Consider the following 23,059-nt stretch of genomic DNA (forward strand, 5'->3'; position numbering starts at 1 on the left):
AACCGCAGGTCAAGAGCGCGGCGGCTGCCGGGAAACGTTCATGAATGGCCATACGATCGGTTCATGACCTCAGTACTGCTCGCCGAGGACGACACGTCCATCTCCGAGCCTCTCGCCCGCGCGCTGCGTCGTGAGGGGTACACCGTCGAAGTCAGCCCGGACGGGCCGCAGGCCCTGGAGCGGGCGCTCGGAGGCGGCGTGGATCTCATCGTCCTCGACCTGGGCCTGCCCGAACTGGACGGCCTTGAGGTGGCCCGCAGGGTCCGTGCCGAGGGGCATGGCGTGCCCATACTGATCCTGACCGCCCGGGCCGACGAGGTCGACACCGTCGTCGGGCTGGACGCCGGGGCCGACGACTACGTGACCAAGCCGTTCCGGCTGGCCGAACTGCTCGCCCGGGTCCGGGCGCTGCTGCGCCGCGGCAGCACCGAGACCCCGATCGTGCAGGGGGTGCGGATCGACGCCGAGTCGCGCCGCGCCTGGATGGGCGACCAGGAGCTCCAGCTCACCACCAAGGAGTTCGACCTGCTGCGGGTCCTGGTGCGGGACGCGGGCAAGGTCGTGACCCGCGAACAGATCATGCGCGAGGTGTGGGACACCAACTGGTGGGGTTCCACCAAGACCCTCGACATGCACATTTCCTGGCTGCGCCGCAAGCTCGGCGACGACGCCGGCAGTCCCCGCTACATCACCACGGTGCGGGGCGTCGGGTTCCGGTTCGAACGCGGCGACTAGCACCTCCGCCATGGTCGTGCGGTTCCGCGCGGGGCCTCCCGAGGGCCCCGGGGCGGCGCCGCATGATCGTGGCCTCACCCTAAGGAGCCTTGATGAGGCGCCGACTGCTCCTGTCGACGCTCGCGGTGGCGGTCGTCGCGATCCTGCTGCTCGGCATCCCCCTCGCCTACGCCACCAACAAGCTCATCTACGAGGAGGCCCGCCAGTCGCTGGAACGCGAGGTCTCCTCCATCCTCGGCGGCGTCGGCTTCAGCCTGGAGTCGCACCAGCCGGTCACCAGCCAGAAGATCGCCCAGGAGTACCCGGGGCGGTCCATCGTGATCACCCTGCCCGACAACCGGACCGTCACCGCGGGCGCGCGGCCCGCGCGCGGCGCCGAGATGCTCACCGCGGCGGGCACGGCCGGCGGGGTGCACGTGCAGGTGGCGCGGCGCGCGGCCGAGGTCCAGGACGAGGCGCTGCGGCAGCTCCTGCTGATCGGCAGCCTCGCCGCGCTCGGCGTCGCGGTCACCGTGGGCCTGGCCATGTTCCAGGCCCGCAAGCTCACGCTCCCGCTGATCGACCTCGCCGAGACCGCCGACCGGCTCGGCACCGGCAACGCCCGGCCGCGCCGCCGCCGCTACGGCATCCCCGAGGTCGACCGGGTCGCCGAGGTCCTGGACCGCAGCGCGGTCCGGATCGCCGACCTGCTCGCGGCCAGCCGCGAGTTCGCCTCCGACGCCAGCCACCAGCTCCGCACGCCGCTGACCGCGCTGTCGATGCGGCTGGAGGAGATGATCGAGGCCGCCGACTACCCCGACGTCGTCCGCGAGGAGGGCGCCGCGGCCGTCGCGCAGGCCGAACGGCTCGTCGCGGTCGTCGAGCAGCTCCTCGCCCGCGCCCGGCACGACCGCACCGGCGGCGCCGTCGCGTCCCGGGTGGACGAGGTGATCGTCCAGCAGGTCGAGGAGTGGCGGCCGATCTTCCGGCGGGACGGCCGGGACATCCGGATCACCGGCGAGCAGGGCCTGGTCGGCATGGTCAACCCCGAGGGCCTCTCCCAGATCGTCGCGACCCTGCTGGACAACTCGCTCGTGCACGGCGCGGGCACGGTCACGATCAACACCAAGCCGGGCGCCAGCTCGGTCGTCGTGGAGATCGGCGACCAGGGCCCCGGCATCCCGCCCGAGCTGGAGCCCCGCATCTTCGAACGCAGCGTCAGCAGCGGCAAGGGCACGGGCCTCGGCCTCTACCTGGCCCGCTCGCTCGCGGTCGTGGACGGCGGGCGGCTGGAGCTCATCCAGGCCCGTCCGGCGGTGTTCGGGGTCTTCCTGCGCCAGGCGGCCGACGCCCGCCTCGCCGAGGAACGCGTCGTCATCGGCCCCGCCTGACCCTCCGTACCCGGCGACCCGGGGGCTCCCCAGCGAGCCGCCCGGCCTTTCGGCATGCGGGCCGTCACCGGTTCAGCGCGGGCGCGGGCTCGGCGGGCGCGGGCTCGAAGGGGGCGCGGTGCTCAGCGGGGCGGGGTGCTCAGCGGGGCGCGGGCCTCAGCGGGGGGCGCGGGTGAACCCGGCCTCGGTGGCCGAGCCGAGCGGCTGGTCGAGCTGGTGGGCGGGCAGCGCGTGCCCGTTGACCGGAAGGCCCGCGGCGCCGTGCGCGGGCAGGTCGTCCTGCGGCTCCGGCTCGGGCGCCGCGCCGGCGGCCGCGGCGACCGCGGTGGGCAGGAAGACCCACTTCTTGTACGACCAGAAGCGGAACAGCGTCGCGACGCCGGTGCCGATCACCAGCGAGATGTTGTAGGCGATCGGCCCCGTCTGGCCGAGCACGTAGTGCGTGAACCCGATGAACAGCTCGGTGATCACCAGTCCGACGCCGTTCAGCGCGAAGAACAGCACGTATTCGCGGCCGAGCCCGGTGCGGTCGCGGTGCCGGAACGTCCAGTAGCGGTTGGCCACGTACGCGAACGTGGTGGCGACGACCGTGGCGATGCCGTTGGACGTCAGCGGCCCCATGCCCATGCCCGTGTGCAGGACGTTGCCGATCCCGATCGTGATGACGAAGGCGACCGCGCCGACGCTGCCGAATTTCGCCAGCTCGTGCAGGAGGTGCGCGAACTGGCGGTAGAGATTGGCGACCAGGCTCACGAAGGAGAACCGTCCTTCCGGACTGCGGATGCTTCGCCGCGGAGAGTCACGCGGCGGCGGATGCGAAGGCACCACGAGAATAGACGCAGGCCGCCGCTGACACGTCGGAACATGAACGTTTAACGGTACCCGTCTGGTTCCTGTCCCCGCGGACATTGGGTTCACACTCCCCCTTCGACGCCCGTGGCGGAGGATTCGTTCACTCCTGACCGGCCGATAACCTTTCTGCCGTGAGAAACCCTGCTCAGATGCCGGTCGTGGGCATGGCCGGAGGCGGGCAGCTCGCCCGCATGACCCAGCAGGCCGCGATCGCGCTCGGCGTGTCGCTGCGCGTGCTGGCCGGTTCCGCGGACGAGTCGGCCGCCCGCGCCGTCGCCGACGCGCGGATCGGCGACGACCGCGCCCTGGACGACCTGCTGGCCTTCGCCAAGGGCTGCGACGTGGTCACCTTCGACCACGAGCACGTGCCCGGCCCGCACATCGAGGCCCTGGAGGCCGCCGGCGCCCCGTGCCGCCCCGGCGCCGCCGCGCTCCGGCACGCGCAGGACAAGCTGGTGATGCGCGAACGGCTGAGCGGGTTCGGCGCGCCCTGCCCCGCGTTCGGGCACGTCCCGGCGGACGCCCCGAGGCCGTTCCTGGAGGCGTTCGCCCGCGACCACGGCCTGCCGCTGGTGCTGAAGGCGACCCGCGGCGGCTACGACGGCAAGGGCGTCTGGGTGGTCGAGACGCTCGACGGCGCCGCCGCCCTCGTCGCGCGCCTGACCGCCGAGGGCGTGGACCTGATGGCCGAGGAGCACGTGCCGTTCCGCCGCGAGCTGGCCGCGCTCGTCGCCCGCTCCCCGTACGGGCAGGGCGCCGCCTACCCGATCGTGGAGACCGTCCAGGAGAACGGCGTCTGCGTCGAGGTGGTCTCGCCCGCGCCGGGGCTGGACGGCGACGCGGCCGCCGAGGCGCAGCGCCTCGCCCTCGACATCGCCGAACGGCTCGGCGTCACCGGGCTGCTGGCGGTCGAGCTGTTCGAGACCGAGGCGGGCCTGCTGGTCAACGAGCTGGCGATGCGCCCGCACAACTCCGGGCACTGGACGATCGAGGGCGCCCGCACGTCCCAGTTCGAGCAGCACCTGCGCGCCGTCCTGGACCTGCCGCTCGGCTCGGTCGAGCCGACCGCCCCGTACACCGTCATGGCCAACGTGCTCGGCGGCGAGGAGCCGGAGGACGCCGACGTCTACCCCCGCTACGTGCACGTCATGGCGCACGACCCGGCGGTGAAGGTCCACTTCTACGGCAAGGACGTGCGGCCCGGCCGCAAGATCGGCCACGTCACCGCGCTCGGCGGCGACCTCGCCGAGGTGCGCGAGCGGGCCCGGCACGCGGCCGACTACCTGCGCTGGGGCACGAGGATGGGGGAGATGCGATGACGCCGGGGACCGCGGCGCCGCTGGTGGGCGTGGTGATGGGCAGCGACTCGGACTGGCCGGTGATGAAGGCCGCCGCCGAGGCGCTGGAGGAGTTCGGCGTCCCGTACGAGGCCGACGTGGTCTCCGCGCACCGGATGCCGCACGAGATGGTCGCCTACGGCGGGGAGGCGGCCGGCCGCGGGCTGCGCGCGATCATCGCGGGCGCGGGCGGCGCGGCCCACCTGCCCGGCATGCTCGCCTCGGTGACGCCGCTGCCGGTGATCGGCGTCCCGGTCCCGCTGAAGTACCTGGACGGCATGGACTCGCTGCTGTCGATCGTCCAGATGCCGGCCGGGGTGCCCGTCGCGACGGTCGCCGTGGGCGCGGCGCGCAACGCGGGCCTGCTGGCCGTCCGCATCCTCGCGGCGTCCGACGAGGGCCTCAGGGAGAAGATGAGCGCCTTCCAGGACGATCTGAAGGAGCAGGCCAAGGCGAAGGGCGCGCGCCTCAGGTCGCAGCTCTGACGCGCTCGCGCCCGGCTCGCGCCCGCCTCGGGCTCCGGCCCGGGGCGGACGGGGGCCGGGTCAGCGGCGCAGGGCCCACTCGACGGCGGGGCAGCGGTCCATGACCACGTCCAGGCCGGCGTCCCGCGCGCGGCGGGCCGCGGCCACGTCGATCACGTCGAGGGGCAGCCAGACGGCCTTCGCGCCCGCCGCGATCGCCTCGTCCACCACCGCGCCCGCGTGCTCGGAACGGCGGTAGACGCCCACCACGTCCACCCGTTCGGGCAGGTCGGCCAGCGAGGCGTGGCCCGGCTCGCCCAGCACGGTGTCCCCGGACGGATGGACGGGGAAGATCCGCTTGCCGCGCTGCTGGAGCAGCCGCGCCTGGTTGTGCACCTCGCGCTCGGGGTTGTCGCCCAGCCCGACGAACGCCCAGGTCTTCGAGTCGTTGAGGAGCCGCCGGATCACGTCCCGGTCCGCGAACTCCGCGGCACCCGTCACAGCATCAGCCATGTCCATGGCAACAGCGGCGAGGGGCGGATCGTTCCCCGCAGGTCCTCCACGTTCTCGGCGTTCTCGGTGTTCTGGATGTCATGTACGTCCTGGACGTTCTAGCTCTCCTGGACGTTCTGGACGCGTCGTACGTCCTGAGCGTCAGAGGCGTACGTCCTGAGCGTCAGGGGCGGCCGAGGGCGCGGTAGGTCCAGCCCGCGGAGCGCCAGCGCTCCGGGTCGAGGGCGTTGCGGCCGTCGACGATGTTGCGCTCGGCGACCACCTCGGCCAGGTCGGCGGGGTCCATCCGCCGGAACTCCGACCACTCGGTCAGCAGCAGCACGACGTGCGCGCCGCGCGCCGCCGCGAGCGCCGACTCGCCGTAGGCCAGGGCGGGCTGGGCGCGCCGCGCGTTGTCCATGGCGCGCGGGTCGAACACCGTGACCCGGCCGCCCTGCCCCCGGATCGTCGCCGCCACGTCCAGCGCCGGGGAGTCGCGCACGTCGTCGGAGTCGGGCTTGAACGCCGCGCCGAGCACCCCGACCGTCCGGCCGATGAACGACCCGCCGAGCAGCTCGCGGGCCAGGTCCACCATCCGGATCCGGCGGCGGATGTTGATCTCGTCCACCTCGCGCAGGAACGTCAGCGCCTGGTCCACGCCGAGCTCGCCCGCCCGCGCCATGAACGCGCGGATGTCCTTCGGCAGGCAGCCGCCGCCGAACCCGAGCCCCGGCCCGAGGAACCGGCCGCCGATCCGGTCGTCGTACGACAGCGCCTCCGAGAGTTTGGTCACATCGGCGTGCGCGGCCTCGCAGACCTCCGCCATCGCGTTGATGAACGAGATCTTGGTGGCCAGGAACGCGTTGGCCGACACCTTGACCAGCTCCGACGTCGGGTAGTCGGCCACCACGAACGGGGTGCCCTCGGCCAGCATCGGCGCGTACACCTCGCGCAGCACCTTCTCGGCGTGCCCGGCGGCGCCCTGGTCGGCGGGCAGGCCCACCACGATCCGGTCGGGGTGCAGGGTGTCCTTGCAGGCGAAGCCCTCGCGCAGGAACTCGGGGTTCCAGGCGAGCACCGCGTCGCCGCCGACGGGCGCGAGCTCGGCGATCCGGCGGGCCAGCCGGTCGGCGGTGCCGACGGGGACCGTGGACTTGCCGACCACCAGGCAGGGGCGCCGCAGCCGCGCGGCGAGCCGCGTCACCGCCTCCTCCACGTACGCCAGGTCGGCCGCGTACTCACCGGCCTTCTGCGGCGTGCCGACGCACAGGAAGTGCACGTCGCCGAACTCGGCGGCCTCGTCGTACGACGTGGTGAACCGCAGCCGCCCGCTCTCCAGGCCGCGCCGCAGCAGCGGCTCCAGGCCGGGCTCGTAGAACGGCAGGTCGCCGGCCGCCAGCCGCGCGATCCGCTCCGCGTCGACGTCGAGACCGAGCACCTCGAACCCCAGGTCCGCCATGCAGGCGGCGTGCGTGGCGCCGAGGTACCCGGTGCCGATCACCGTCAGCCGGTGCGCCAAGACCCCTCCCTTTCCTTCCATCCCTTCCCAAGCCTTCCGATAAGTCCTACCCGCACTCGACCAGCGCCGCGTACTGGCCGGTAGCATCCGTCGTATGACTTCCGACTATCCCACGTACGCCCCGTCTGAGGAGCATGAGCTGCTGCGGGCGACGGTGCGTGAGCTTGCTGATGCCAGGATCGCGCCGTTCGCTGCGGTGGTGGATGAGGAGGGGCGGTTTCCGCGGGAGGCGTTGGAGGCGTTGGTGGGGCGGGGTTGCATGCGGTGCATGTGCCGGAGGTGTTCGGGGGTGCGGGGGCGGATGCGTTGGCGACGGTGATCGTGATCGAGGAGGTCGCGCGGGCGTGTGCGTCTTCGTCGTTGATCCCGGCGGTGAACAAGCTGGGCACGGTGCCGGTGCTGCTGGCGGGGTCGGATGAGCTGAAGGCCAGGTATTTGGGGCCGGTGGCGCGGGGGAGGCGATGTTCTCTTATGCGCTGTCGGAGGCGGAGGCGGGGTCGGATGCGGCGGGGATGCGGACGCGTGCGGTGCGTGATGGTGATGGGTGGGTGTTGAACGGCGCGAAGATGTGGATCACCAATGCGGGGGTGTCGGAGTTCTACACGGTGATGGCGGTGACCGAGCCGGGTGCGGGGGCGCGGGGGATTTCGGCGTTCGTGGTGGAGAAGGGTGATGCGGGGGTGTCGTTCGGGCCGAAGGAGCGCAAGTTGGGGATCAAGGGGTCGCCGACGCGTCAGGTGATCTTGGAGGATGTGCGGATTCCGGGTGATCGGTTGATCGGTGCGGAGGGGTCGGGTTTCAAGACGGCGTTGGCGACGTTGGACCATACGCGGATCACGATCGCGGCGCAGGCGTTGGGGATCGCGCAGGGGGCGTTGGATTTCGCGTTGGGGTATGTGAGGCAGCGGCGGCAGTTCGGGAGGGCGGTCGCTGATTTCCAGGGTGTGCAGTTCATGTTGGCGGATATGGCGATGCGGTTGGAGGGGGCGCGGCAGTTGACGTATCACGCGGCGGTGAAGTCCGAGCGGGCGATGGCGGGGGAGCGGGTGCCGGATCTGACGTTGGTGTCCTCGGCGTGCAAGGCGCTGGCCTCGGATGTGGCGATGGATGTGACCACCGATGCGGTGCAGTTGCTGGGCGGGTACGGGTACACGCGTGATTTCCCGGTGGAGCGGATGATGCGCGACGCCAAGATCACCCAGATCTACGAGGGCACCAACCAGATCCAGCGCATGGTCATCGCCCGCCAACTCCTCAAATGACCGGGCGGGCGGGCCCGGCCGTCCATCCGGCCGGGCCCGCCCGCGCCATCAGTGGCAGAGCTTCTGGGTGGCGGTGCCCGTCTCCAGATCGGGCTTCTTGGCGGACGGCGCGTCGCTCCCGGCCTTGACCTTGACCTTCTTCGCGCCGTCCCAGTCGGCGCCGACCATGACCTGGAGGCGCGAGCCGAGCGAGGACACCTGCTTGAGCTTCGCGCCCGGGATGGCGGCGGCGAGGGTCTTGGCCGAGTCCTTGCGCCCCGGCCCGTACTGGACGACCGTGTTCTGCTGCCCCGTCCGCGCGACGCCGCTCGGCACCGTCACCTTGAAGCCGACCTCGCGCAGGTCGCCGCCCGCCTTCGTCGCCAGGCCCCGGGTGCCGATGGCGTTGAGGACGGTCACGTCGATGTCGGACGGCGGCACCGTCAGGTCGCTCTTGGGCTTGGTCGGCGACGCGCTCGGCGACGGCGTCTCCTTGTCGAACCGCTGGTCGCGCCGGAGCTTGGTGAACAGGTCGTCGGCGCGGCCCTGGTCCCACTGGACCGTGGACTGCGGGCTCGGCGAGTTCCAGAGCAGGGCGTTGTAGCCCGGGTTGGCGAGCGGGACCTTGGCGAACGTGACGTTGTCGGTCGACAGGTCCTTCATCTGGTCGGCGAGCTTCGGCAGGTTCTTGGCGAGCTTCGGATCGACCCGGAGCGACTTCAGCGCCGCCTTGAGGAAGCGGGTCGACTTCACCGGGTCGCTGAGCGTCTTGGACGACAGCGCCTGCTTCATCATCGACGCCATGAACTGCTGCTGCCGGTCGATCCGGCCGAGGTCGCTGCCGCCGGTCAGCGTGTAGCGGGCGCGGGCGAAGCCGAGCGCCTGGAGCCCCCGCAGGTGGGACTTGCCCGCCGGGAGCCGCAGGCCGCTCTTGCGGTCGTCGATCGCCTGCTCGGTGCAGACGTCCACGCCGCCGAGCGCGTCGACCATGTTGACGAAGCCGTAGAAGTTGACCTCGACGTAGTGGTCGATGCCGACGCCCGTCGCGCGCTTGATCGTGTCGACGGTGAGGTCGGGCCCGCCGAACTGGTAGGCCCAGGTCAGCTTGCCCGGACGGGACGGGACCTGCTGCCCCTTTGCACCCTCGGAGCCGTTGGACCTGTGCGACGGGATCGTCACGTACGAGTCGCGCGGCAGGTTGACCACCGAGATGCGGTCGTGGTCGCGCGAGATGTGCACCAGCAGCATCGTGTCGGACCGTTCCCCCGGCTCGTGGCCGAGGCGCGCGGCGCGCTGCTGCTCCCTGGTCAGCCCCTCGCGGCGGTCGACCCCGGCGACCAGGATCGTCATCGCGCCCTTCGGCGCGTCCTTGCCCTTGCCGAGGCCGCCGACCGACACCTTGTCGATCATGCCGGTGACGTAGTTCTGGAAGGCCCACGCGCCGCCCGAGGTCAGCAGCACGAACGCCGACATCGTGCCGGTGACCATGAGGAACCGGCGCTGGCGGCGGGCGCTCATCGCCGCGCGGGGCCGAGGCCCCGGCCGGGACGGCGGGGCCCGCGCGGGCCGTCCACCGTCACGCGCGGTGCGGGCACGCCGTCGATGGTCACGCCGTCGACCTCGTCGTCGCCGCTCGGCGCGCCGCCCGCGGGACGCGGGCGGAAGTACCGCTCCAGCGGATCGGCGTCGCCGCGATCCGAGTCGTGCCCGTCTGCCATACCGGCCGCCGCCCTCCCGAGAGTCATCCGGCGTGTTCTGACGCGAGTGTCCACCACTCTAAAGTGGGGAACGCCCGTCCGTTCGCTACCTGGACTTCGTGTCCTTGCAGTAACGTGGCGCCGTCTTGACCTCCGCCCCAGGCGGCAACCTCTGCCCCAGGCCGGAGGCCGTGGGCTGCGTCACAGACTCGCTTGCAAGAGAGAGGAAGGGGGGCACTCCTCCGGGTGTGCCCGCGAGCCCAGATGAACCCGTCTCCCCGCGCGCACAGCGCCCAGCAGCACAGCGCCGAGCAGCAAGGCTCCCCGCACGGACGGCCGCAGGCCGCCGCCGGCGACCGCACCTGGCCCGCGGTGTCGGTCGTGATGCCCGTGCTCAACGAGCAACGCCACCTGACCGACGCCGTTCGGCGCATCCTCACGCAGGACTATCCGGGCGAGCTGGAGCTGGTGCTGGCGGTCGGCCCGTCCAAGGACCGCACCGAGGAGATCTGCGGCAGGCTCGCCGCCGAGGACCCGCGCATCGTGGTCGTCCGCAACCCGACCGGACGGACCCCGCAGGGCCTCAACATCGCGATCAAGGCGTCCCAGTACTCGATCATCGTCCGGGTGGACGGGCACTCGCTGCTTCCCGACGACTACGTGCGGGCCGCGGTCGAGACGATGGAGGAGACCGGCGCCGACAACGTCGGCGGGATCATGGCCGCCGAGGGCGTCACGCCGTTCGAGCAGGCCGTGGCGCGGGCGATGACGTCCAAGCTCGGCGTCGGCAACGCCCGGTTCCACACCGGCGGTGAGGCGGGCGAGGTCGAGACCGTCTACCTCGGCACGTTCCGGCGCAGCGCCCTCGAACGGGTCGGCGGCTACGACGAGACGTTCGTCCGCGCGCAGGACTGGGAGATGAACCACCGCATCCGGCAGAGCGGCGGCCGGATCTTCTTCACCCCGCGGATGCGGGTCACCTACCGGCCGCGCCCCAACCTGCGGGCGCTCGCCAAGCAGTACTTCCACACCGGCCGCTGGCGGCGCGTCGTCGGCCGCGAGCACCAGGGCACCCTCAACCCGCGCTACCTCGCGCCTCCGGTCGCGGTCGTCGCGATGGCGGCGGGCGCGGTCGCGGGGGCGTTCGGGTTCTGGCCCGGCTGGATCCTGCCGGGCGGCTACGCGGCGGCGATGGTCGCCGGCGCGGCCGTCGAAGGGCGGGGCCTGCGGTTCGCCGCGTGGGCGCGGCTCCCGCTCGTGTTCGCGACGATGCACATCTCGTGGGGGTGGGCTTCCTGACGAGCCCGCCCGGCCTGGGCCAGCCGAGTCCGGCCAAAAGCTGACGATCAAGGCGAACCGGACAGTTTCCCGGCACGTCTGAGGGGTTAGCCGGCGGATCACCCCGCCGGCCCTCAGGAGGTGGCCATGTCCAACGGCGCCCGCCACGTGCTCGGCCTGCTCGCCGGGCTGGCCGCGACCCCGCTGATCGCCTTCGGCCTGATGTTCGGCACCGAGCGCGCGACCCGCTACTTCCGGCTGTTCCTCTCGGGCGGCGACCGCTGGATCGCCGCCGCCGCGTTCGTCGGCGTCGCCGTCGTGATCGGGCTGCTCGCCGGTTCGCGGATCTCCCCGCTCGCCTCGCTCGTCCCGGGCGTGCTGCTGGCGTCCGCGGGCGGGCTGTGGGTCGCCGCGCCGCGCTGGACCGGTGCCCACACCGTGGAGAGGCTCCCGGACGGCCTCGACGCCGGCTACTCGATCGTCGGCCCGTACGGGGTGCTGCTGGTGCTCGGCGTCGTGCTCATCGTCGCGTCGCTCCCGCCGTCCCGCTGGAGGGCCCGTACGGCCGGGCAGGCGCCGCCCGCCCCGCGCCACGCCGCGCCCGGGATGGGAGCGCACGCCATGGGTTCCCCGGGGATGGGCGTCCACGGGACGGGCGCGCCGCCGCCCGCGCCGATCGGGCCGGGCGCGACGCCGGGCGCGACGCCCGGCCCCCAGGGGCAGGAGCCCGCGTGGGCGCCGCAGCCCCGCTACGGCGCTCAGGGCGCCGCTCCGCTGCCGTACGGGCAGCCGCCGGGCGGCGCCTCCCCGGCGCCCTCCGCGCCCCCTGCCGGCTCTCCTCCGCCGCGGCACCCCGCTTCGGGCGCCGTGCCGTTCGGGTCGGACGGCCCGTCCGGGGCGGGAGGCTCGCCCGGGCCGGATCGGCTTCGGACGGCGCGCCGGACGAAGGCGTCGGCGAGTGGACGCGGATGTACGGGGGCGACGACCAGCGCGGCGGAGGCCGCCCGTCCTGAACGGCGGGACCGTCCGGCTCTACGCGCGGTACCGCCCGCGGTGCTACGCGCGGCCCAGGGCCGCGAGCACGCCGGGGACGTCGTCGATCACCATCGCGTCGACCCCGGCGGCGGCGTAGTCGGGCGCCCGGTCGGGCTTCGGCGACCAGGCGACGAATTCCAGCCCCGCCTTGTGCGCCACCTCCACGCACTGCTCCAGCGGGCGCAGCCGCGTGTCGGGGTGGTCGAACCCGCACGAGCCGGTGTGCACCGCGACGACCTGCACGCCGAGCCCGGCCGCCGCCGGGACCGCGTGCCACATCGGGAACCGCAGCCAGGTCAGCAGCCCGAGCGGGACGCCCGGCAGCCCGTCCCGCAGGTGCAGCAGCAGCGACGGGTCGAACGAGGTCACCAGCAGCGGACGGCGCGCGGCCTCCCGCCGCAGCACCGGCAGCAGCAGCTCGCCGGTACGGCGCTCGGGCGGGTCCACCGCGTCCTCAAGGATGGTCTTGACGTCGACGTCCACGCCGACGTGGGCCGGGAGCGCCTCGAAGATCTCGGCGAGCCTCGGCAGCCCGCTGTCGGCCGCCGTGAGCTCCGACAGGTACGCGCCGTCCGCGCGGGTCGGGTCGTGCCGCAGCACCAGGTCGTCGTCCGCCGTGCGGGTCACGTCGATCTCGACCCACGGCAGGCCCGCGGCGTCGGCGGCGAGCAGGGACGCCAGCGTGTTCTCGTCGGGGCCGCTGCCGGCGCCGCGGTGGCCGATCAGCGCGGGCGGGTGCTCGAAGATCACGAATCCTCCCGGGTCAGGGGCGCGGTCGCGGCCAGGTGCTCGGCGAGGACGACGTCCAGCGGGCGGGTCACCTTGAGGTTGCGCTCGCAGCCCTCCACCACCCGGATCGGCACGTCCGGGAGGTAGTGGTGCACGATGCCGCAGTCGTCGGTGGCGCGCAGGCCCGGGTCGGCGAGCGCCAGCGCGTACGCCTCGCGGATCGTGCCGAGCCGGAACCCCTGCGGCGTCTGGAACCGGCTCATCGTCTCGCGCGGCGGCATCGACACGACCACGCCGTCCTCGACCACCACGATCGTGTCGGGCGACGGCACGCCGACCGCGACCGCCGCGTGCACGCCGAGCGCGTCCAGCACCCGGTCGATCACGTCGCGGCCGACGAACGGCCGGGCCGCGTCGTGGAACAGTACCCGCGTGCCGTCCGGCCGGCCGTCCAGCGCGGTGAGCGCCGCGACCGTCGAGGCGGTGCGCGTGTCGCCGCCCTCGATCACCCCGGCCGCCTTGCGGAACGGCGCGGCGATCGCGGCGGCGGCCCGCTCGTGCCCGGCGGCCATCACCACCAGCACCTCGTCGATCTCCGGATGCCCGTCGAACGCGGCGATCGCGTGCGCGAGGATCGTCCGCCCGCCGACCTCGATGAGCTGCTTCGGCAGGTCGCCGCCCACGCGCTGACCGGTGCCGCCCGCGAGCACCACCGCGACCGTCCGCGCCGCCATGTCAACCCCGCTCCGTCAGTGATCCACTACGCTGTGCAGTCATCCCGCGTTCGCACCAGCCCGTCCGTGGTGCGCCGACCAGGCCGGAGGCGCCGATGACCCTAGCCGTGATCATCGCGACCGGGGGCGCCGGAGGGCCCGCCCCGGCCGCCCCGGCCGAGGGGGGCGCGGCGACCCTGCTGGCGCGCCTGCGTGACGAGCCGGCCACGCTCAACGTACCGGAACGGCACGTCATCACCCGCCCCGGCCTCGCGCCTTCGCTGCGCGAGGACGGCCTGGACGTCGTCGAGTCCGAGGACACCGCCGCCGACCTGCGGCAGATCGCGCGGCTCGCCCGGCTCGCCACCGGCCCCGTCCTGCTGCTGCCCGGCGACCTCGCCGCGAGCGGCGGGCTGCTGCGCCGCCTCGCGGCCGACGACGCCGACCCGGTGACCGCCGTCACCGCCCCCGCCCGCGGCGGCGTCCCGCCTCCCGCCGTCCTGCGCATCGCGCCCGCCCGCGTGGAGGCGTTCGCGGAGATGGCCGAAGCGCTCGCCGGGACGCTCGACGGCCTGGACGACCCCGCGCCCGGCCCCGGCGCGCTCCTCCTGGCCGAGCTGGAACGCTCCGGCGAGCCCATCGCCCGCTGGGACGACGAGCCCGCGGTACCGCTGCCGGAGACCACCGGGCCGGACGCGGACGTTGAGCCCGCCGAGCACGTCGAGCCCGTCGGGTCGGTCGCGGAGCCCGCCGAGCCCGCCGAGCCCGCCGCGGAGGGGGTGCTCAAGCCCGCGGACGGGCTGTTCGCCACGTACGCGGTCGGCGGGTACTCGCCCGCGATCGCCCGCTGGGCGGCGGAGCGGGGGCTCACGCCCAACACGGTCACCGCGATGTCGCTGGGGAGCGCGCTGCTCGCGGCCGTGTGGTTCGCGGGCGGCACCCGGGGCGGCATGGTCGCGGGCGGGCTGCTGCTCTACCTGGCGTTCGTCCTGGACTGCGTGGACGGGCAGCTCGCCCGGCTCACCCGCTCGGAGACGCCGCTCGGGGCCTGGCTCGACGCGATCAGCGACCGGATCAAGGAGTACGCGGCGTACTTCGGGCTCGCGGTCGGCTCGACGACCGCCGCCGCGGGGAGCCTCGTCCACTCGGGGAACGTGTGGGGGCTCGCGACGGCGGCGATGGTGCTCCAGGCGATCCGCCACCTGATCGGCTTCTCGTTCCTGGAACGGGGCGGCGGCACGGGCGCGCCGCCGACGGAAGCCGCGCCCGACCCGTACAGCGGGACGGGAGGGGACGGCCGCGACCGGGCGCTCTACTGGGCGCGGAAGGCGATCGTCCTTCCGATCGGGGAACGGTTCGCGCTCATCTCGGTCACGGCCGCCGTCACCAACGCCCGCGTCACGTTCCTCGCCCTGCTCGCCTGGGGCGGCGTCGCCGCCGCGTACGGGCTCGCCGTACGGATGAACCAGGCCCTCCGCGCACCGAAGGCGGCAGCACCGTGAGCACCCGCACCCCGAACGTCCCGGCCCCCGGCGCTCCCGGCGCTCACGGCGAGAGGGCGCCCGGCCCCGGCGCCCGCGGCGCCGTCGCGCCCGCGGCGCCCGGCCTCGGCGCGGCGGGGACGCCTGGGACCACGGACGTCCCGTTCGCCGTGGCGGGGAGCAGGCGCCGCCGGGACCGGCGCGGCTCCAGGTGTACCGGGACGACGGGCCGGTGTGCCGCGCGCTCGGGGAGCTGGCGCGCGGGCAGCTCTGGCCGCTGCCCGGCGCGATCATCGCGCTGGCCGCCACCGCGGTGCTGCTCGCGGCGGGCGTCGGCGCGGAGACCACCCCGGCGCTGTTCGCCCCGGTCGTGGCGCTGCTGCTCACCGGGCCCGCCTCGACCCATCCGCACGAAGGGCGGATGGATTGGCTCGTACCGCCCATAATCCGCGGGATCGAGTATGGTTACCTCACCGTACTGGGGTTCGCGCAGGGAGTGTCGGCACCGCTCGTCCACGTGCTGATCGCCGTCCTGGCGTTCCACCACTACGACACCGTGTACCGCACCCGCCAGGGCCTCCGGCCCCCGGAGTGGATCTTCCGCGCCGGGCTCGGCTGGGAGGGCCGGATGCTCATTGTGGCCTTCACGGGCCTCTCCGGGCTCCTCCCGTTCGCGTACGCTGCGCTCGCCGCCTACCTTGGCTTGTTGTTCGCGAGCGAGAGCGTCCGCACCTGGGCGGGCACCGGTCGCGGCAGCGGCGTGATGGTCGACCTGGAGGAAGAGGACACATGATCGGCATGGTGCTCGCGGCCGGCGCGGGCCGGAGGCTGCGGCCGTACACCGACACGCTGCCCAAGGCGCTGGTCCCCGTCGACGGGGAGACCACCATCCTGGACATCGCGCTCGGCAACCTGGCCGCGGTCGGACTGACCGACGTGGTGATCGTCGTCGGCTACCGCGCCGAGGCGGTCGAGCGGCGCCAGGCCGAGCTGGAGGAGCGCTACGGCGTCTCCCTCACCCTCGTCCACAACGACAAGGCCGAGGAGTGGAACAACGCCTACTCCATGTGGCTGGCTCGCGAGCACTTCGCCAAGGGCGTCCTCATGGTCAACGGCGACACGGTCCACCCGGTGGGCGTCGAGAAGACCCTACTGGCGAGCCGCGGACCCGACATCCTCCTGGCCGTGGACGACGTGAAAACTCTCGCCGACGAGGAGATGAAGGTGATCCTCGACGGCGAGGGCCACCTGAAGACCATCACCAAGCTGATGGACCCGGCGACCGCGGGCGGCGAGTACATCGGCGCCACGCTCATCGAGCCCGCCGCCGCCGAGCCGCTCGCGGACGCCCTCAAGGCGACGTGGGAGCGCGACCCCGACCTCTACTACGAGGACGGCTACCAGGAGCTGGTCGACCGGGGCGGGCGCATCGGCGTCGCCCCGATCGGCGCGGTCGACTGGGTCGAGGTCGACAACCACGACGACCTGGAGAAGGCCCGCCGGATCGCCAAGGGCTACTAGGGCCCCGTCCGCTCCGCAGGGCACCCGCGTTCCCGCCCGGCGGCGCGGCGTCCCCCGCGGTGCCCGCGCACCGAGGCGACCGAGAACCCGAGCGAGGAGGGCCATGCCCCTGCTGACGCGGATGCTGACCGCGCCGCTGTCCATCGACGTACGGCCCGGGGCGATCGCCGCCTTGGGCGAGCTGCTGGCCGACAGGCGGATCGCCACCGAGGGACGCGTCGCCATCGCGGTCGGCCCCGGCCAGGGCGACCAGATCGCCGAGCACGTGCGCCCTTCCCTGGAGTCCTGCGAGGTCTTCCACGTCGAGGGCGGCACCGTGGACGCCGCGGTCAGCCTCGGCTCCAAGCTGCGCGCCGGATCGTACGAGGCGGTCGTCGGCATCGGCGGCGGCCGGACGATCGACGCGACGAAGTACGCGGCGACGCTGTCGGGCATCCCGATGGTGTCGGTCGCGACCAACCTGTCCCACGACGGGATCTGCTCCCCGGTCGCCTCGCTCCAGCACGACAAGGGCAAGGGCTCGTTCGGCGTGGTGATGCCGCTCGCCATGGTCGTCGACCTCGACTACGTGCGCGCCGCCCCCGAACGGCTCGTCCGCGCGGGCATCGGCGACGTGGTCAGCAACTTCTCCGCCGTGGACGACTGGCTGCTCGCCTCGTCCGAGTGCGGCGAGAAGGTCGACCGGATGGCGCTGACCGTCGCCCGCACGGCGGCGGAGGCGCTGCTGCACCAGCCGGGGACGATCGACTCCGACCGGTTCCTGACCGTGCTCGCCGAGGCGCTCGTGCTGTCGGGCATGGCGATGTCGTTCGCCGGCGACTCCCGGCCCGCCAGCGGCGGCGACCACGAGATCATGCACGCGATCGACCAGCTCTTCCCCGGCACGGGCAACCACGGCGAGCTGGCGGGCATCGGCGCCGCGTTCTGCTACCACCTGCGCGCCACCCACCTCGGCGAGGGCGCGGAACGCCTGGAGGAGATCCTCGCCTGCCTCGGCCGGCACGGGCTTCCGCGTTTCCCGGGCGACGTCGGGCTGAGCGTGGAACAGTTCGCCGAGGCCGTCCGGTACGCGCCGCGGACCCGGCCCGGCCGCTATACGATCTTGGAGCATCTCGGCCTCGACAAGGGCGCGACCCTCAAGGCGGTGGAAGAGTATGTCCAGGCCCATGGGGGCTGAGCTGCCCGCGGACCTCCCCGGCGGAACGCCCGGCGCGCCCGGTGCGGCGACGGCGGCGGGCGGCGCGTCCGCCGGTTCCGCCGGCCCCCGGACGACGCGAGGCCGCCGCGGCGCAAGGCCCGCGTCGCCGACATCCGGCGCTACGGCCAGCCCCCCGGCCTGAAGGACCGCCGCAACGAGGAGCACTGGGCGGGCCGCCTCTACATGCGCGACCTGTCGCCCTACTTCGACTGGGTCTTCCTGCGGATGGGGCTCAGCCCCAACCAGCTCACCTACCTGATGATGGCCAGCGGCGTCGTGGCCGGGCTCGTGGTGTCGCTGCCCGCCACCGGCACCGCCGCGCTGTGGACGGCGCTCGGCGGCGCGGTGCTGATCCAGCTCTACCTGCTGCTGGACTGCGTGGACGGCGAGGTCGCCCGCTACCTGAGGCAGACCTCGGTCGCCGGGGTGTTCCTCGACCGGATCGGCCACTACCTGTCGGAGGTGTCGCTGCTCATCGGGCTCGGCTTCGCCGCGCAGGGCGGCTGGCGCACCGGCGGCTACGTCGAGCTCGGGATGCTCGCCGCGCTCGGCGCCGCGCTGATCAAGGCCGAGACCGACAACGTGGTGGTGGCGCGGGCGAAGTCCAACCTGCCCGCCGACCCCGCCGGGGGCGACCGGGCGCTGCGGCCCCGCTCCACCGGGATGGCGCTCGCCCGGCAGGCGGCGTCCATGCTGCGCTTCCACCGGATCATCGGCGCGGTCGAGCTGTCGCTGCTGATCCTCGCGGCGGCGGCGCTCGACGTGGTGCTCGGCACCGACACCCCCGCGGCCATGCGCGTCCTCGCCGTCGCCGTCGCCGTCGTCGCCGTCGTCCAGACCCTCCTGCACCTGGTCAGCATCCTCGCGTCGCGGAGGCTGAAGTGAAACTCTCCGTCGTGGTCCTCACGATGGGCAACCGTCCCGAAGAGCTGGCCCGCGCCGTCCGCAGCGCGCTGGAGCAGGAGCACGTCGACGTCGAGGTCGTCCTCGTCGGCAACGGCGTCGATCCCGTCGGCGAACGGGCCGGTGTCGCGCCGTTCGACGACGAGCGGGTCAAGACCCTCAGCCTGCCGTCCAACGTGGGCATCCCCGCCGGGCGCAACCGGGGCGTCGAGGCGTCCTGCGGCGACGTGGTGCTGTTCCTCGACGACGACGGCTGGTACCGGTCGACGCGGCTCGGGACGTACCTGCGCGACCGGTTCGCCGCCGACCCGGGCCTCGGCGTCGTGTCGTTCCGGGTGCGCGACCCCGAGGGCGGGCGCGGCGAGCGGCGGCACGTGCCGCGGCTGCGCGCGGGCGACCCCGAGCGGTCGTCCGAGGTCACCACGTTCCTCGGCGGGGCCTGCGCGGTCCGCCGGGCCGCGTACGAGGCGGGCGGCGGCCTGCCCGAGGACTTCTTCTACGCCCACGAGGAGACCGACCTCGCCTGGCAGATCCTCAACGCGGGCTACCGGATCGTGTACGACGCGTCCGCGGTGATGTTCCACCCGGCGGTGCTGCCGACGCGGCACGACATGTTCTACCGCTACAACGCCCGCAACCGGGTGTGGCTGGCCCGCCGCAACCTGCCGTGGCTCCTCGCGCTGCCGTACCTCGCGGTGTGGGTCGGGATGACCCTGCTGCGCGAACGGAGGCCGAGCGCGCTCAAGCCCTGGTTCAAGGGCTTCGTGGAGGGCTGGCGCAAGCCCGCCGGGCCGCGCCGCCCGATCTCGTGGCGGACCGCCTGGCGGATGACCCGGACGGGCCGTCCGCCCATCATCTGACCCTCCGCCCTCACGTTCCGCCCCGGCCGCCTCGCGCGTGCCGGGGCGTTCGTCGTCCCGGGGGCGTTAGCCGGGGAGGAGGGTGGTGCGCCAGCGGGGGTCGGCGGTCAGGACGGTGAGGTGCTGCGTGGCCCGCGAGACCGCCACGTACAGCACGCGCAGGCCCCGGGGGGACTGGGCGGCCACGGTCTCGGGCGCCACGATCACCGCCGCGTCGAACTCCAGTCCCTTGGCCTCCAGGACGTCGAGCACCTGCACCCGTTCGGGCAGGCCGTCCGCGAGGCGGTCGCGGACGGCCGGCGTCCAGGCGGGGCCGGAGGGCTCCACGTCGGACGGCGCGGAGGGCTCCATGTCGAACGACAGCGCCGTCTGGCCGTCGGCCTCGCCCGCGCTCTCGGAGGCGGGCTCGGCGGGCGGCAGGGGGACGATCACGCCGATCGTGCCCTCGACCCGGCCGAGCAGCTCCTCGGCGGCGGCGCGGGCGGACGCGGCGAGGCCGTTCTCCGCGACGACGCGCACGACCGGGTCGATGCCCGAGGTGCGGACGGCGCGCGCGGGACGGGCCTCGGGCAGGGCCAGCGCCAGCACCCGGGCCGACACGGCGGCGATCTCGGTCGAGTTGCGGTAGTTGGTGGTCAGCTCGTACTCGTGGCGGGCGCGGCGGGGCGCGGCCTTGGCGGGACGCTTCGGACGGCCCCGGCGGGACCGGCCGCGGGAGGCCGGCGGGTCGCCGCCGAGCGCGGCGTCCATCGCCTCGCGGGCGGCGGCCAGGTCCTCCCAGGCGCTCTGCGCGGGGTCCTCCACCACGGTCCAGCTCGCCTGGCGGCCCCGGCGGCCGAGCATCCGCCACTGCATGGGGGAGAGGTCCTGCGCCTCGTCCACCACGATGTGGGCGTACTCGGGGCGTTCCTCCACCACGCCGTCGTCGACGCGGCGGGACCGCTCGACGCGTTCGATGGACGTGGTGAGCTCGCGCATCTCCGGCTCCCACGTCTCGTCGGCCACCTCCTCGCCGGTGAGGATGTTGACGCCGTCCACCACGTACGGGTCGCCCTCGGCGGGGGCGCGGCGGCGGGACGGGCGCGGCGGCGAGCCGAGCAGCGCGTCGAGCTCGTCGAGCAGCGCGACGTCCTGGTAGGTGAGGGCGGGCGGCCCCTCGTCCGGCAGCGCCCGCGCCCAGGAGGCGGCGAGCGCCCGGACGGCGTCGCCGTCCAGGTCGCGGCCCGCGGCGCGGCGCAGCCGGTCGGGGTCGCCGAGGGAGCGCAGCACGTCGGCGGGCCGGCGGATCGGCCACCAGGCGACGAGGAAGTCGGTGAACGCCCGCTGCTCGCGCACCCGCGCGTCGAACCGTCCGCGCGTGCCGTCGCCGTTGCCGGACGGACGGCCGCCGCCCCGCGAGCCGTTGGCGGACGTCCCGGACTCGGCCTCGTCGATCGCGGCGAGGCCGTCGGCGGCGAGGATCGCGCTCCACAGGCCGGTCGCCTCGGCCTCGGCGGACTCGGGCGCGTCGGGGCCGCCGAGGTCGGCGAACCGCTCCCACAGCGCGTCGAGCAGCAGCTCGGCGGCCCGGCCGCGCGCGGCGTTGACGCTGCCCCGGCTGCGCCGGTGCGCCTCGGCGCGGACCTTGTCGAGCCGGGCGCGGTCGAGCCGTACCACCACGCCCTTGAAGACGACCCGCAGCTCGTCGGGCGCGCCGGGCGCGTGGTCGGTCACGGCGCGGCGCAGCACGGCCGCCATCGGCTCCGCGCCCTTGAGGCGGGCGAGCGCCGGGGCGTCGTGCGCGGTGGCGGTGGCGCCGTCGACCAGGTCGCCGAGGGAGCGCAGCGTCGCCGAGCCCTCGCCGAGGGACGGCAGGACGCGTTCGATGTAGGCGGTGAAGCGCGGGTTGGGGCCGACGACCAGCACGCCGCGCGAGCCGAACCGCCGCCGGTGCCGGAACAGCAGGTAGGCGACGCGGTGCAGCGCGACCGCCGTCTTGCCGGTGCCGGGGGCGCCGCGCACCAGGACGGTGCCGTCGGCGGGCGCGCGGATCACCTCGTCCTGCTCGCGCTGGATCGTCGCGACGATGTCGCGCATCGCGCCCTCGCGCGCGCGGGCGAGGGAGGCGATGAACGCGCCGTCGCCGACGACCGTCAGCCCCTCGGACGCCTCGGGGTCGAGCAGGTCGTCCTCCAGGTCGACCACCGCGTGGCCGCGCGAGTGCAGGACGCGGCGGCGGACGACGCCGCGCGGGTCCTCGGGGGTGGCGCGGTAGAAGTCCTCGGCGGCGGGCGCCCGCCAGTCGATCACCAGGGAGTCGTGGTCGCGGGTGCGGACGCCGATCCGGCCGATGTAGCGGACCTCGCGGCCGTTCTCGACGCGGCCGGGGCGGTCGCCGCCGCCCGTCGCGTCCCCCTCGTCGCCGCCCGGTCCCCCGGGCTCGCCGGGCCCGCCGGGCCCGCCGGTCGCGTCGCGGGCGGCGAGGTCGAGGCGGCCGAACACCAGGCCGTCGTCGGCCACGTCGAGCGCCTGGGCGCGCAGCGCGGCCTGGTGGACCATCGCGTCGCGGTCGACCAGCGAGCCCTTGGTGCCCGCCAGCGACTGCCGGTAGCCCTCGCGGATCATGGCCTGGGCGTCCGCGCGCATCTCCTCCAGCCGCTCGTACGCCGTGTCGACGTAGCGCTGCTCGGCGGCGATCTCCTGGTCCTTGACCGTGCCGCCGTGACCGGACGTCCGGCCCGTGACCGGGGACGACATGCAGGCTGCTCCCTCACGCTGTGCTCACCGGGCTGTGCTCCGGCCGCCCCTCGCAGGGGCGAATGAGACAGCTTATGCGGTTCCGCCGACGTTCACCGTGATCGGTGGCACCCGCCCCCGGGGCCCTCGGGGGATCAGCGCGGGGCGGTCGCGCGGGAGAGGAACGCGCGCAGGAGCCCCGGCGCGTAGCGCTTGGCGAGCACCGTCGCCTGGGCCAGCGGGCCGGGCACCACGTACAGCTCGCCGGCCCGTGCGAGGGAACGTTCGACCGCGTCCAGTACGGCTCCGGGAGGCGTTCCGGCGGGCGCGGAGTCGCCTGCGGCGCGCTGTTCGGAACTGGGGCGGGGTAGCGGGCCGTCGGCCGGGCTCGGGCAGACGCAGCGGATCTCCACGCCCTCGCCGCGGTGCTCCATCCACAGGGACTCGGCGTACGCGTTGACGGCCGCCTTCGCCGCCGAGTGCGCCGACGACCGCGGGGACGGGACCCAGGCGCCCAGCGAGGAGAACAGCACCAGCTCGCCCCGGCCGCGCTCCAGCATCCCCGGCAGCGTGGCCCGGACGACGTGGACGGTGCCGAGGTAGTCGACCCGGACGACCCGTTCGACCTCGGGGAGGGGCTGGGCCAGGCCGGGCCCGAGCGGTCCGATCCCGGCGGCGTGCACGACCCGGTGCACCGGGCCCGCCTCGGCCGCCACCGCCGCGACCGCGCCGGAGTCGGCGACGTCGCAGGCGCGGACGTGGATGTTGGGGGAGCGCAGGGCCGTGCGGGCGAGCCCGGGCTCGTCCACGTCCACCGCGACCACGTCCCACGCCGCGGCGGCGAGGCGCTGCGCCGCGAGCGCGCCGAGGCCGCTCGCGGCCCCGGTGACCAGGGCCGTCCGTCTCACGCTCGCTCCTT

At 74.2% G+C, this 23,059-nt stretch carries 21 protein-coding genes and 2 pseudogenes; 12 read left to right on the forward strand and 11 right to left on the reverse strand.

From position 1 onward, the window contains the following. Positions 1–63 precede the first annotated feature (63 nt). Together GEV43_RS19855 and GEV43_RS19860 are read left to right on the forward strand one after the other, a co-directional pair. A complete protein-coding gene (locus GEV43_RS19855) occupies positions 64–735 on the forward strand; it encodes a response regulator transcription factor (protein ID WP_019629095.1) in 672 nt (223 codons plus the stop codon). Between the two features lie 92 nt (positions 736–827). Next, on the forward strand, positions 828–2,105 hold the full coding sequence (locus GEV43_RS19860) for an ATP-binding protein (RefSeq protein WP_160821966.1): 1,278 nt from the start codon (positions 828–830) through the stop codon (positions 2,103–2,105). Positions 2,106–2,261: 156 nt separating this feature from the next. Here GEV43_RS19860 and GEV43_RS19865 read toward each other — a convergent pair whose 3' ends face one another. Next, positions 2,262–2,858 carry a GtrA family protein gene (locus GEV43_RS19865; RefSeq protein ID WP_309239728.1) on the reverse strand — a complete coding sequence of 199 codons (597 nt, stop codon included), beginning with the start codon at positions 2,856–2,858 and terminating at the stop codon, positions 2,262–2,264. 230 nt (positions 2,859–3,088) lie between these two features. On the opposite strand from GEV43_RS19865, the gene GEV43_RS19870 reads away from it, so the two are divergent. Beyond that, positions 3,089–4,276, forward strand: a complete 1,188-nt coding sequence (locus GEV43_RS19870) for a 5-(carboxyamino)imidazole ribonucleotide synthase (RefSeq protein ID WP_309239729.1) — start codon at positions 3,089–3,091, stop codon at positions 4,274–4,276. Continuing rightward, entirely contained in the window at positions 4,273–4,779 is a 507-nt protein-coding gene (gene purE, locus GEV43_RS19875) for a 5-(carboxyamino)imidazole ribonucleotide mutase (protein ID WP_160821968.1), read from the forward strand. Before GEV43_RS19870 ends, purE begins: the two co-directional genes overlap by 4 nt. Before the next feature lie 60 nt (positions 4,780–4,839). Here purE and GEV43_RS19880 read toward each other — a convergent pair whose 3' ends face one another. Both GEV43_RS19880 and GEV43_RS19885 read right to left on the reverse strand, forming a co-directional pair. Then, on the reverse strand, positions 4,840–5,271 hold the full coding sequence (locus tag GEV43_RS19880) for a CoA-binding protein (RefSeq protein ID WP_160821969.1): 432 nt from the start codon (positions 5,269–5,271) through the stop codon (positions 4,840–4,842). A 163-nt stretch (positions 5,272–5,434) separates the two neighbouring features. Continuing rightward, the gene (locus tag GEV43_RS19885) at positions 5,435–6,769 is read right to left on the reverse strand and encodes a UDP-glucose/GDP-mannose dehydrogenase family protein (RefSeq protein WP_160821970.1); all 1,335 of its coding nucleotides are present in this window, start codon (positions 6,767–6,769) and stop codon (positions 5,435–5,437) included. A gap of 94 nt (positions 6,770–6,863) precedes the next feature. Here GEV43_RS19885 and GEV43_RS19890 point away from each other — a divergent pair. Continuing rightward, positions 6,864–8,031: pseudogene (locus GEV43_RS19890) on the forward strand (acyl-CoA dehydrogenase family protein). Positions 8,032–8,079: 48 nt separating this feature from the next. Here GEV43_RS19890 and GEV43_RS19895 read toward each other — a convergent pair. Both GEV43_RS19895 and GEV43_RS50560 read right to left on the reverse strand, forming a co-directional pair. Continuing rightward, positions 8,080–9,528, reverse strand: coding sequence for an LCP family protein (locus GEV43_RS19895; protein WP_241682967.1), 1,449 nt, complete (start codon positions 9,526–9,528; stop codon positions 8,080–8,082). Continuing rightward, positions 9,525–9,728 (reverse strand): hypothetical protein, encoded by a 204-nt coding sequence (locus GEV43_RS50560; RefSeq protein ID WP_241682968.1) that lies wholly within the window; start codon positions 9,726–9,728, stop codon positions 9,525–9,527. Before GEV43_RS50560 ends, GEV43_RS19895 begins: the two co-directional genes overlap by 4 nt. Before the next feature lie 363 nt (positions 9,729–10,091). On the opposite strand from GEV43_RS50560, the pseudogene GEV43_RS19900 reads away from it, so the two are divergent. Next, positions 10,092–11,050, forward strand: a pseudogene (locus GEV43_RS19900) (glycosyltransferase family 2 protein). A gap of 183 nt (positions 11,051–11,233) precedes the next feature. On the opposite strand, the gene GEV43_RS19905 reads toward GEV43_RS19900, so the two are convergent. The 4 genes from GEV43_RS19905 to ispD all read right to left on the reverse strand — a co-directional run bounded on the left by GEV43_RS19905 (position 11,234) and on the right by ispD (position 13,483). Then, positions 11,234–11,422, reverse strand: a complete 189-nt coding sequence (locus GEV43_RS19905; protein WP_160821971.1) for a hypothetical protein — start codon at positions 11,420–11,422, stop codon at positions 11,234–11,236. A 33-nt stretch (positions 11,423–11,455) separates the two neighbouring features. Further along, on the reverse strand, positions 11,456–11,608 hold the full coding sequence (locus GEV43_RS19910) for a hypothetical protein (RefSeq protein ID WP_160821972.1): 153 nt from the start codon (positions 11,606–11,608) through the stop codon (positions 11,456–11,458). 433 nt (positions 11,609–12,041) lie between these two features. Further along, entirely contained in the window at positions 12,042–12,770 is a 729-nt protein-coding gene (locus GEV43_RS19915; protein WP_160821973.1) for a glycerophosphodiester phosphodiesterase, read from the reverse strand. Then, entirely contained in the window at positions 12,767–13,483 is a 717-nt protein-coding gene (gene ispD / locus GEV43_RS19920; protein WP_160821974.1) for a 2-C-methyl-D-erythritol 4-phosphate cytidylyltransferase, read from the reverse strand. Before ispD ends, GEV43_RS19915 begins: the two co-directional genes overlap by 4 nt. 95 nt (positions 13,484–13,578) lie before the next feature. Here ispD and GEV43_RS19925 point away from each other — a divergent pair, with 95 nt between their 5' ends. The 6 genes from GEV43_RS19925 (at position 13,579) to GEV43_RS19950 (ending at position 19,425) form a co-directional block, all read left to right on the forward strand. Then, on the forward strand, positions 13,579–14,964 hold the full coding sequence (locus GEV43_RS19925) for a CDP-alcohol phosphatidyltransferase family protein (protein ID WP_160821975.1): 1,386 nt from the start codon (positions 13,579–13,581) through the stop codon (positions 14,962–14,964). A gap of 190 nt (positions 14,965–15,154) precedes the next feature. Further along, positions 15,155–15,736, forward strand: coding sequence for a DUF5941 domain-containing protein (locus tag GEV43_RS19930; protein WP_160821976.1), 582 nt, complete (start codon positions 15,155–15,157; stop codon positions 15,734–15,736). After that, on the forward strand, positions 15,733–16,464 hold the full coding sequence (locus GEV43_RS19935; RefSeq protein WP_160821977.1) for a sugar phosphate nucleotidyltransferase: 732 nt from the start codon (positions 15,733–15,735) through the stop codon (positions 16,462–16,464). Before GEV43_RS19930 ends, GEV43_RS19935 begins: the two co-directional genes overlap by 4 nt. A gap of 121 nt (positions 16,465–16,585) precedes the next feature. Continuing rightward, positions 16,586–17,641, forward strand: a complete 1,056-nt coding sequence (locus tag GEV43_RS19940; protein WP_164717240.1) for an iron-containing alcohol dehydrogenase family protein — start codon at positions 16,586–16,588, stop codon at positions 17,639–17,641. 204 nt (positions 17,642–17,845) lie between these two features. Then, positions 17,846–18,547 carry a CDP-alcohol phosphatidyltransferase family protein gene (locus tag GEV43_RS19945; RefSeq protein WP_241682969.1) on the forward strand — a complete coding sequence of 234 codons (702 nt, stop codon included), beginning with the start codon at positions 17,846–17,848 and terminating at the stop codon, positions 18,545–18,547. Positions 18,548–18,570: 23 nt separating this feature from the next. After that, on the forward strand, positions 18,571–19,425 hold the full coding sequence (locus GEV43_RS19950) for a glycosyltransferase family 2 protein (protein ID WP_160824652.1): 855 nt from the start codon (positions 18,571–18,573) through the stop codon (positions 19,423–19,425). 66 nt (positions 19,426–19,491) lie between these two features. Here the strand turns inward: GEV43_RS19950 and GEV43_RS19955 are convergent, their stop codons facing one another. Together GEV43_RS19955 and GEV43_RS19960 are read right to left on the reverse strand one after the other, a co-directional pair. Further along, on the reverse strand, positions 19,492–22,161 hold the full coding sequence (locus tag GEV43_RS19955; RefSeq protein WP_160821979.1) for an ATP-binding domain-containing protein: 2,670 nt from the start codon (positions 22,159–22,161) through the stop codon (positions 19,492–19,494). A gap of 134 nt (positions 22,162–22,295) precedes the next feature. Next, positions 22,296–23,048 carry an SDR family oxidoreductase gene (locus GEV43_RS19960; protein ID WP_160821980.1) on the reverse strand — a complete coding sequence of 251 codons (753 nt, stop codon included), beginning with the start codon at positions 23,046–23,048 and terminating at the stop codon, positions 22,296–22,298. Positions 23,049–23,059: the final 11 nt, after the last annotated feature.

The sequence above is a fragment of the Actinomadura sp. J1-007 genome, from assembly GCF_009793335.1.
Lineage (GTDB): Bacteria > Actinomycetota > Actinomycetes > Streptosporangiales > Streptosporangiaceae > Spirillospora > Spirillospora yumaensis.

Excerpts from the sequence above, each read along its gene's own strand:
- GEV43_RS19950 (WP_160824652.1), top strand. The coding sequence starts at position 18,571 with ATGGGCAACCGTCCCGAAGAGCTGGCCCGCGCCGTCCGCAGCGCGCTG.
- GEV43_RS19855 (WP_019629095.1), top strand. The coding sequence starts at position 64 with ATGACCTCAGTACTGCTCGCCGAGGACGACACGTCCATCTCCGAGCCT.
- GEV43_RS19940 (WP_164717240.1), top strand. The coding sequence starts at position 16,586 with ATGCTGACCGCGCCGCTGTCCATCGACGTACGGCCCGGGGCGATCGCC.
- GEV43_RS19955 (WP_160821979.1), bottom strand. The coding sequence starts at position 22,161 with ATGTCGTCCCCGGTCACGGGCCGGACGTCCGGTCACGGCGGCACGGTC.
- GEV43_RS50560 (WP_241682968.1), bottom strand. The coding sequence starts at position 9,728 with ATGGCAGACGGGCACGACTCGGATCGCGGCGACGCCGATCCGCTGGAG.
- GEV43_RS19945 (WP_241682969.1), top strand. The coding sequence starts at position 17,846 with ATGCGCGACCTGTCGCCCTACTTCGACTGGGTCTTCCTGCGGATGGGG.
- GEV43_RS19860 (WP_160821966.1), top strand. The coding sequence starts at position 828 with ATGAGGCGCCGACTGCTCCTGTCGACGCTCGCGGTGGCGGTCGTCGCG.
- GEV43_RS19895 (WP_241682967.1), bottom strand. The coding sequence starts at position 9,528 with ATGAGCGCCCGCCGCCAGCGCCGGTTCCTCATGGTCACCGGCACGATG.
- purE (WP_160821968.1), top strand. The coding sequence starts at position 4,273 with ATGACGCCGGGGACCGCGGCGCCGCTGGTGGGCGTGGTGATGGGCAGC.
- ispD (WP_160821974.1), bottom strand. The coding sequence starts at position 13,483 with ATGGCGGCGCGGACGGTCGCGGTGGTGCTCGCGGGCGGCACCGGTCAG.
- GEV43_RS19910 (WP_160821972.1), bottom strand. The coding sequence starts at position 11,608 with ATGGCGTGCGCTCCCATCCCGGGCGCGGCGTGGCGCGGGGCGGGCGGC.
- GEV43_RS19925 (WP_160821975.1), top strand. The coding sequence starts at position 13,579 with ATGACCCTAGCCGTGATCATCGCGACCGGGGGCGCCGGAGGGCCCGCC.
- GEV43_RS19935 (WP_160821977.1), top strand. The coding sequence starts at position 15,733 with ATGATCGGCATGGTGCTCGCGGCCGGCGCGGGCCGGAGGCTGCGGCCG.
- GEV43_RS19880 (WP_160821969.1), bottom strand. The coding sequence starts at position 5,271 with ATGGCTGATGCTGTGACGGGTGCCGCGGAGTTCGCGGACCGGGACGTG.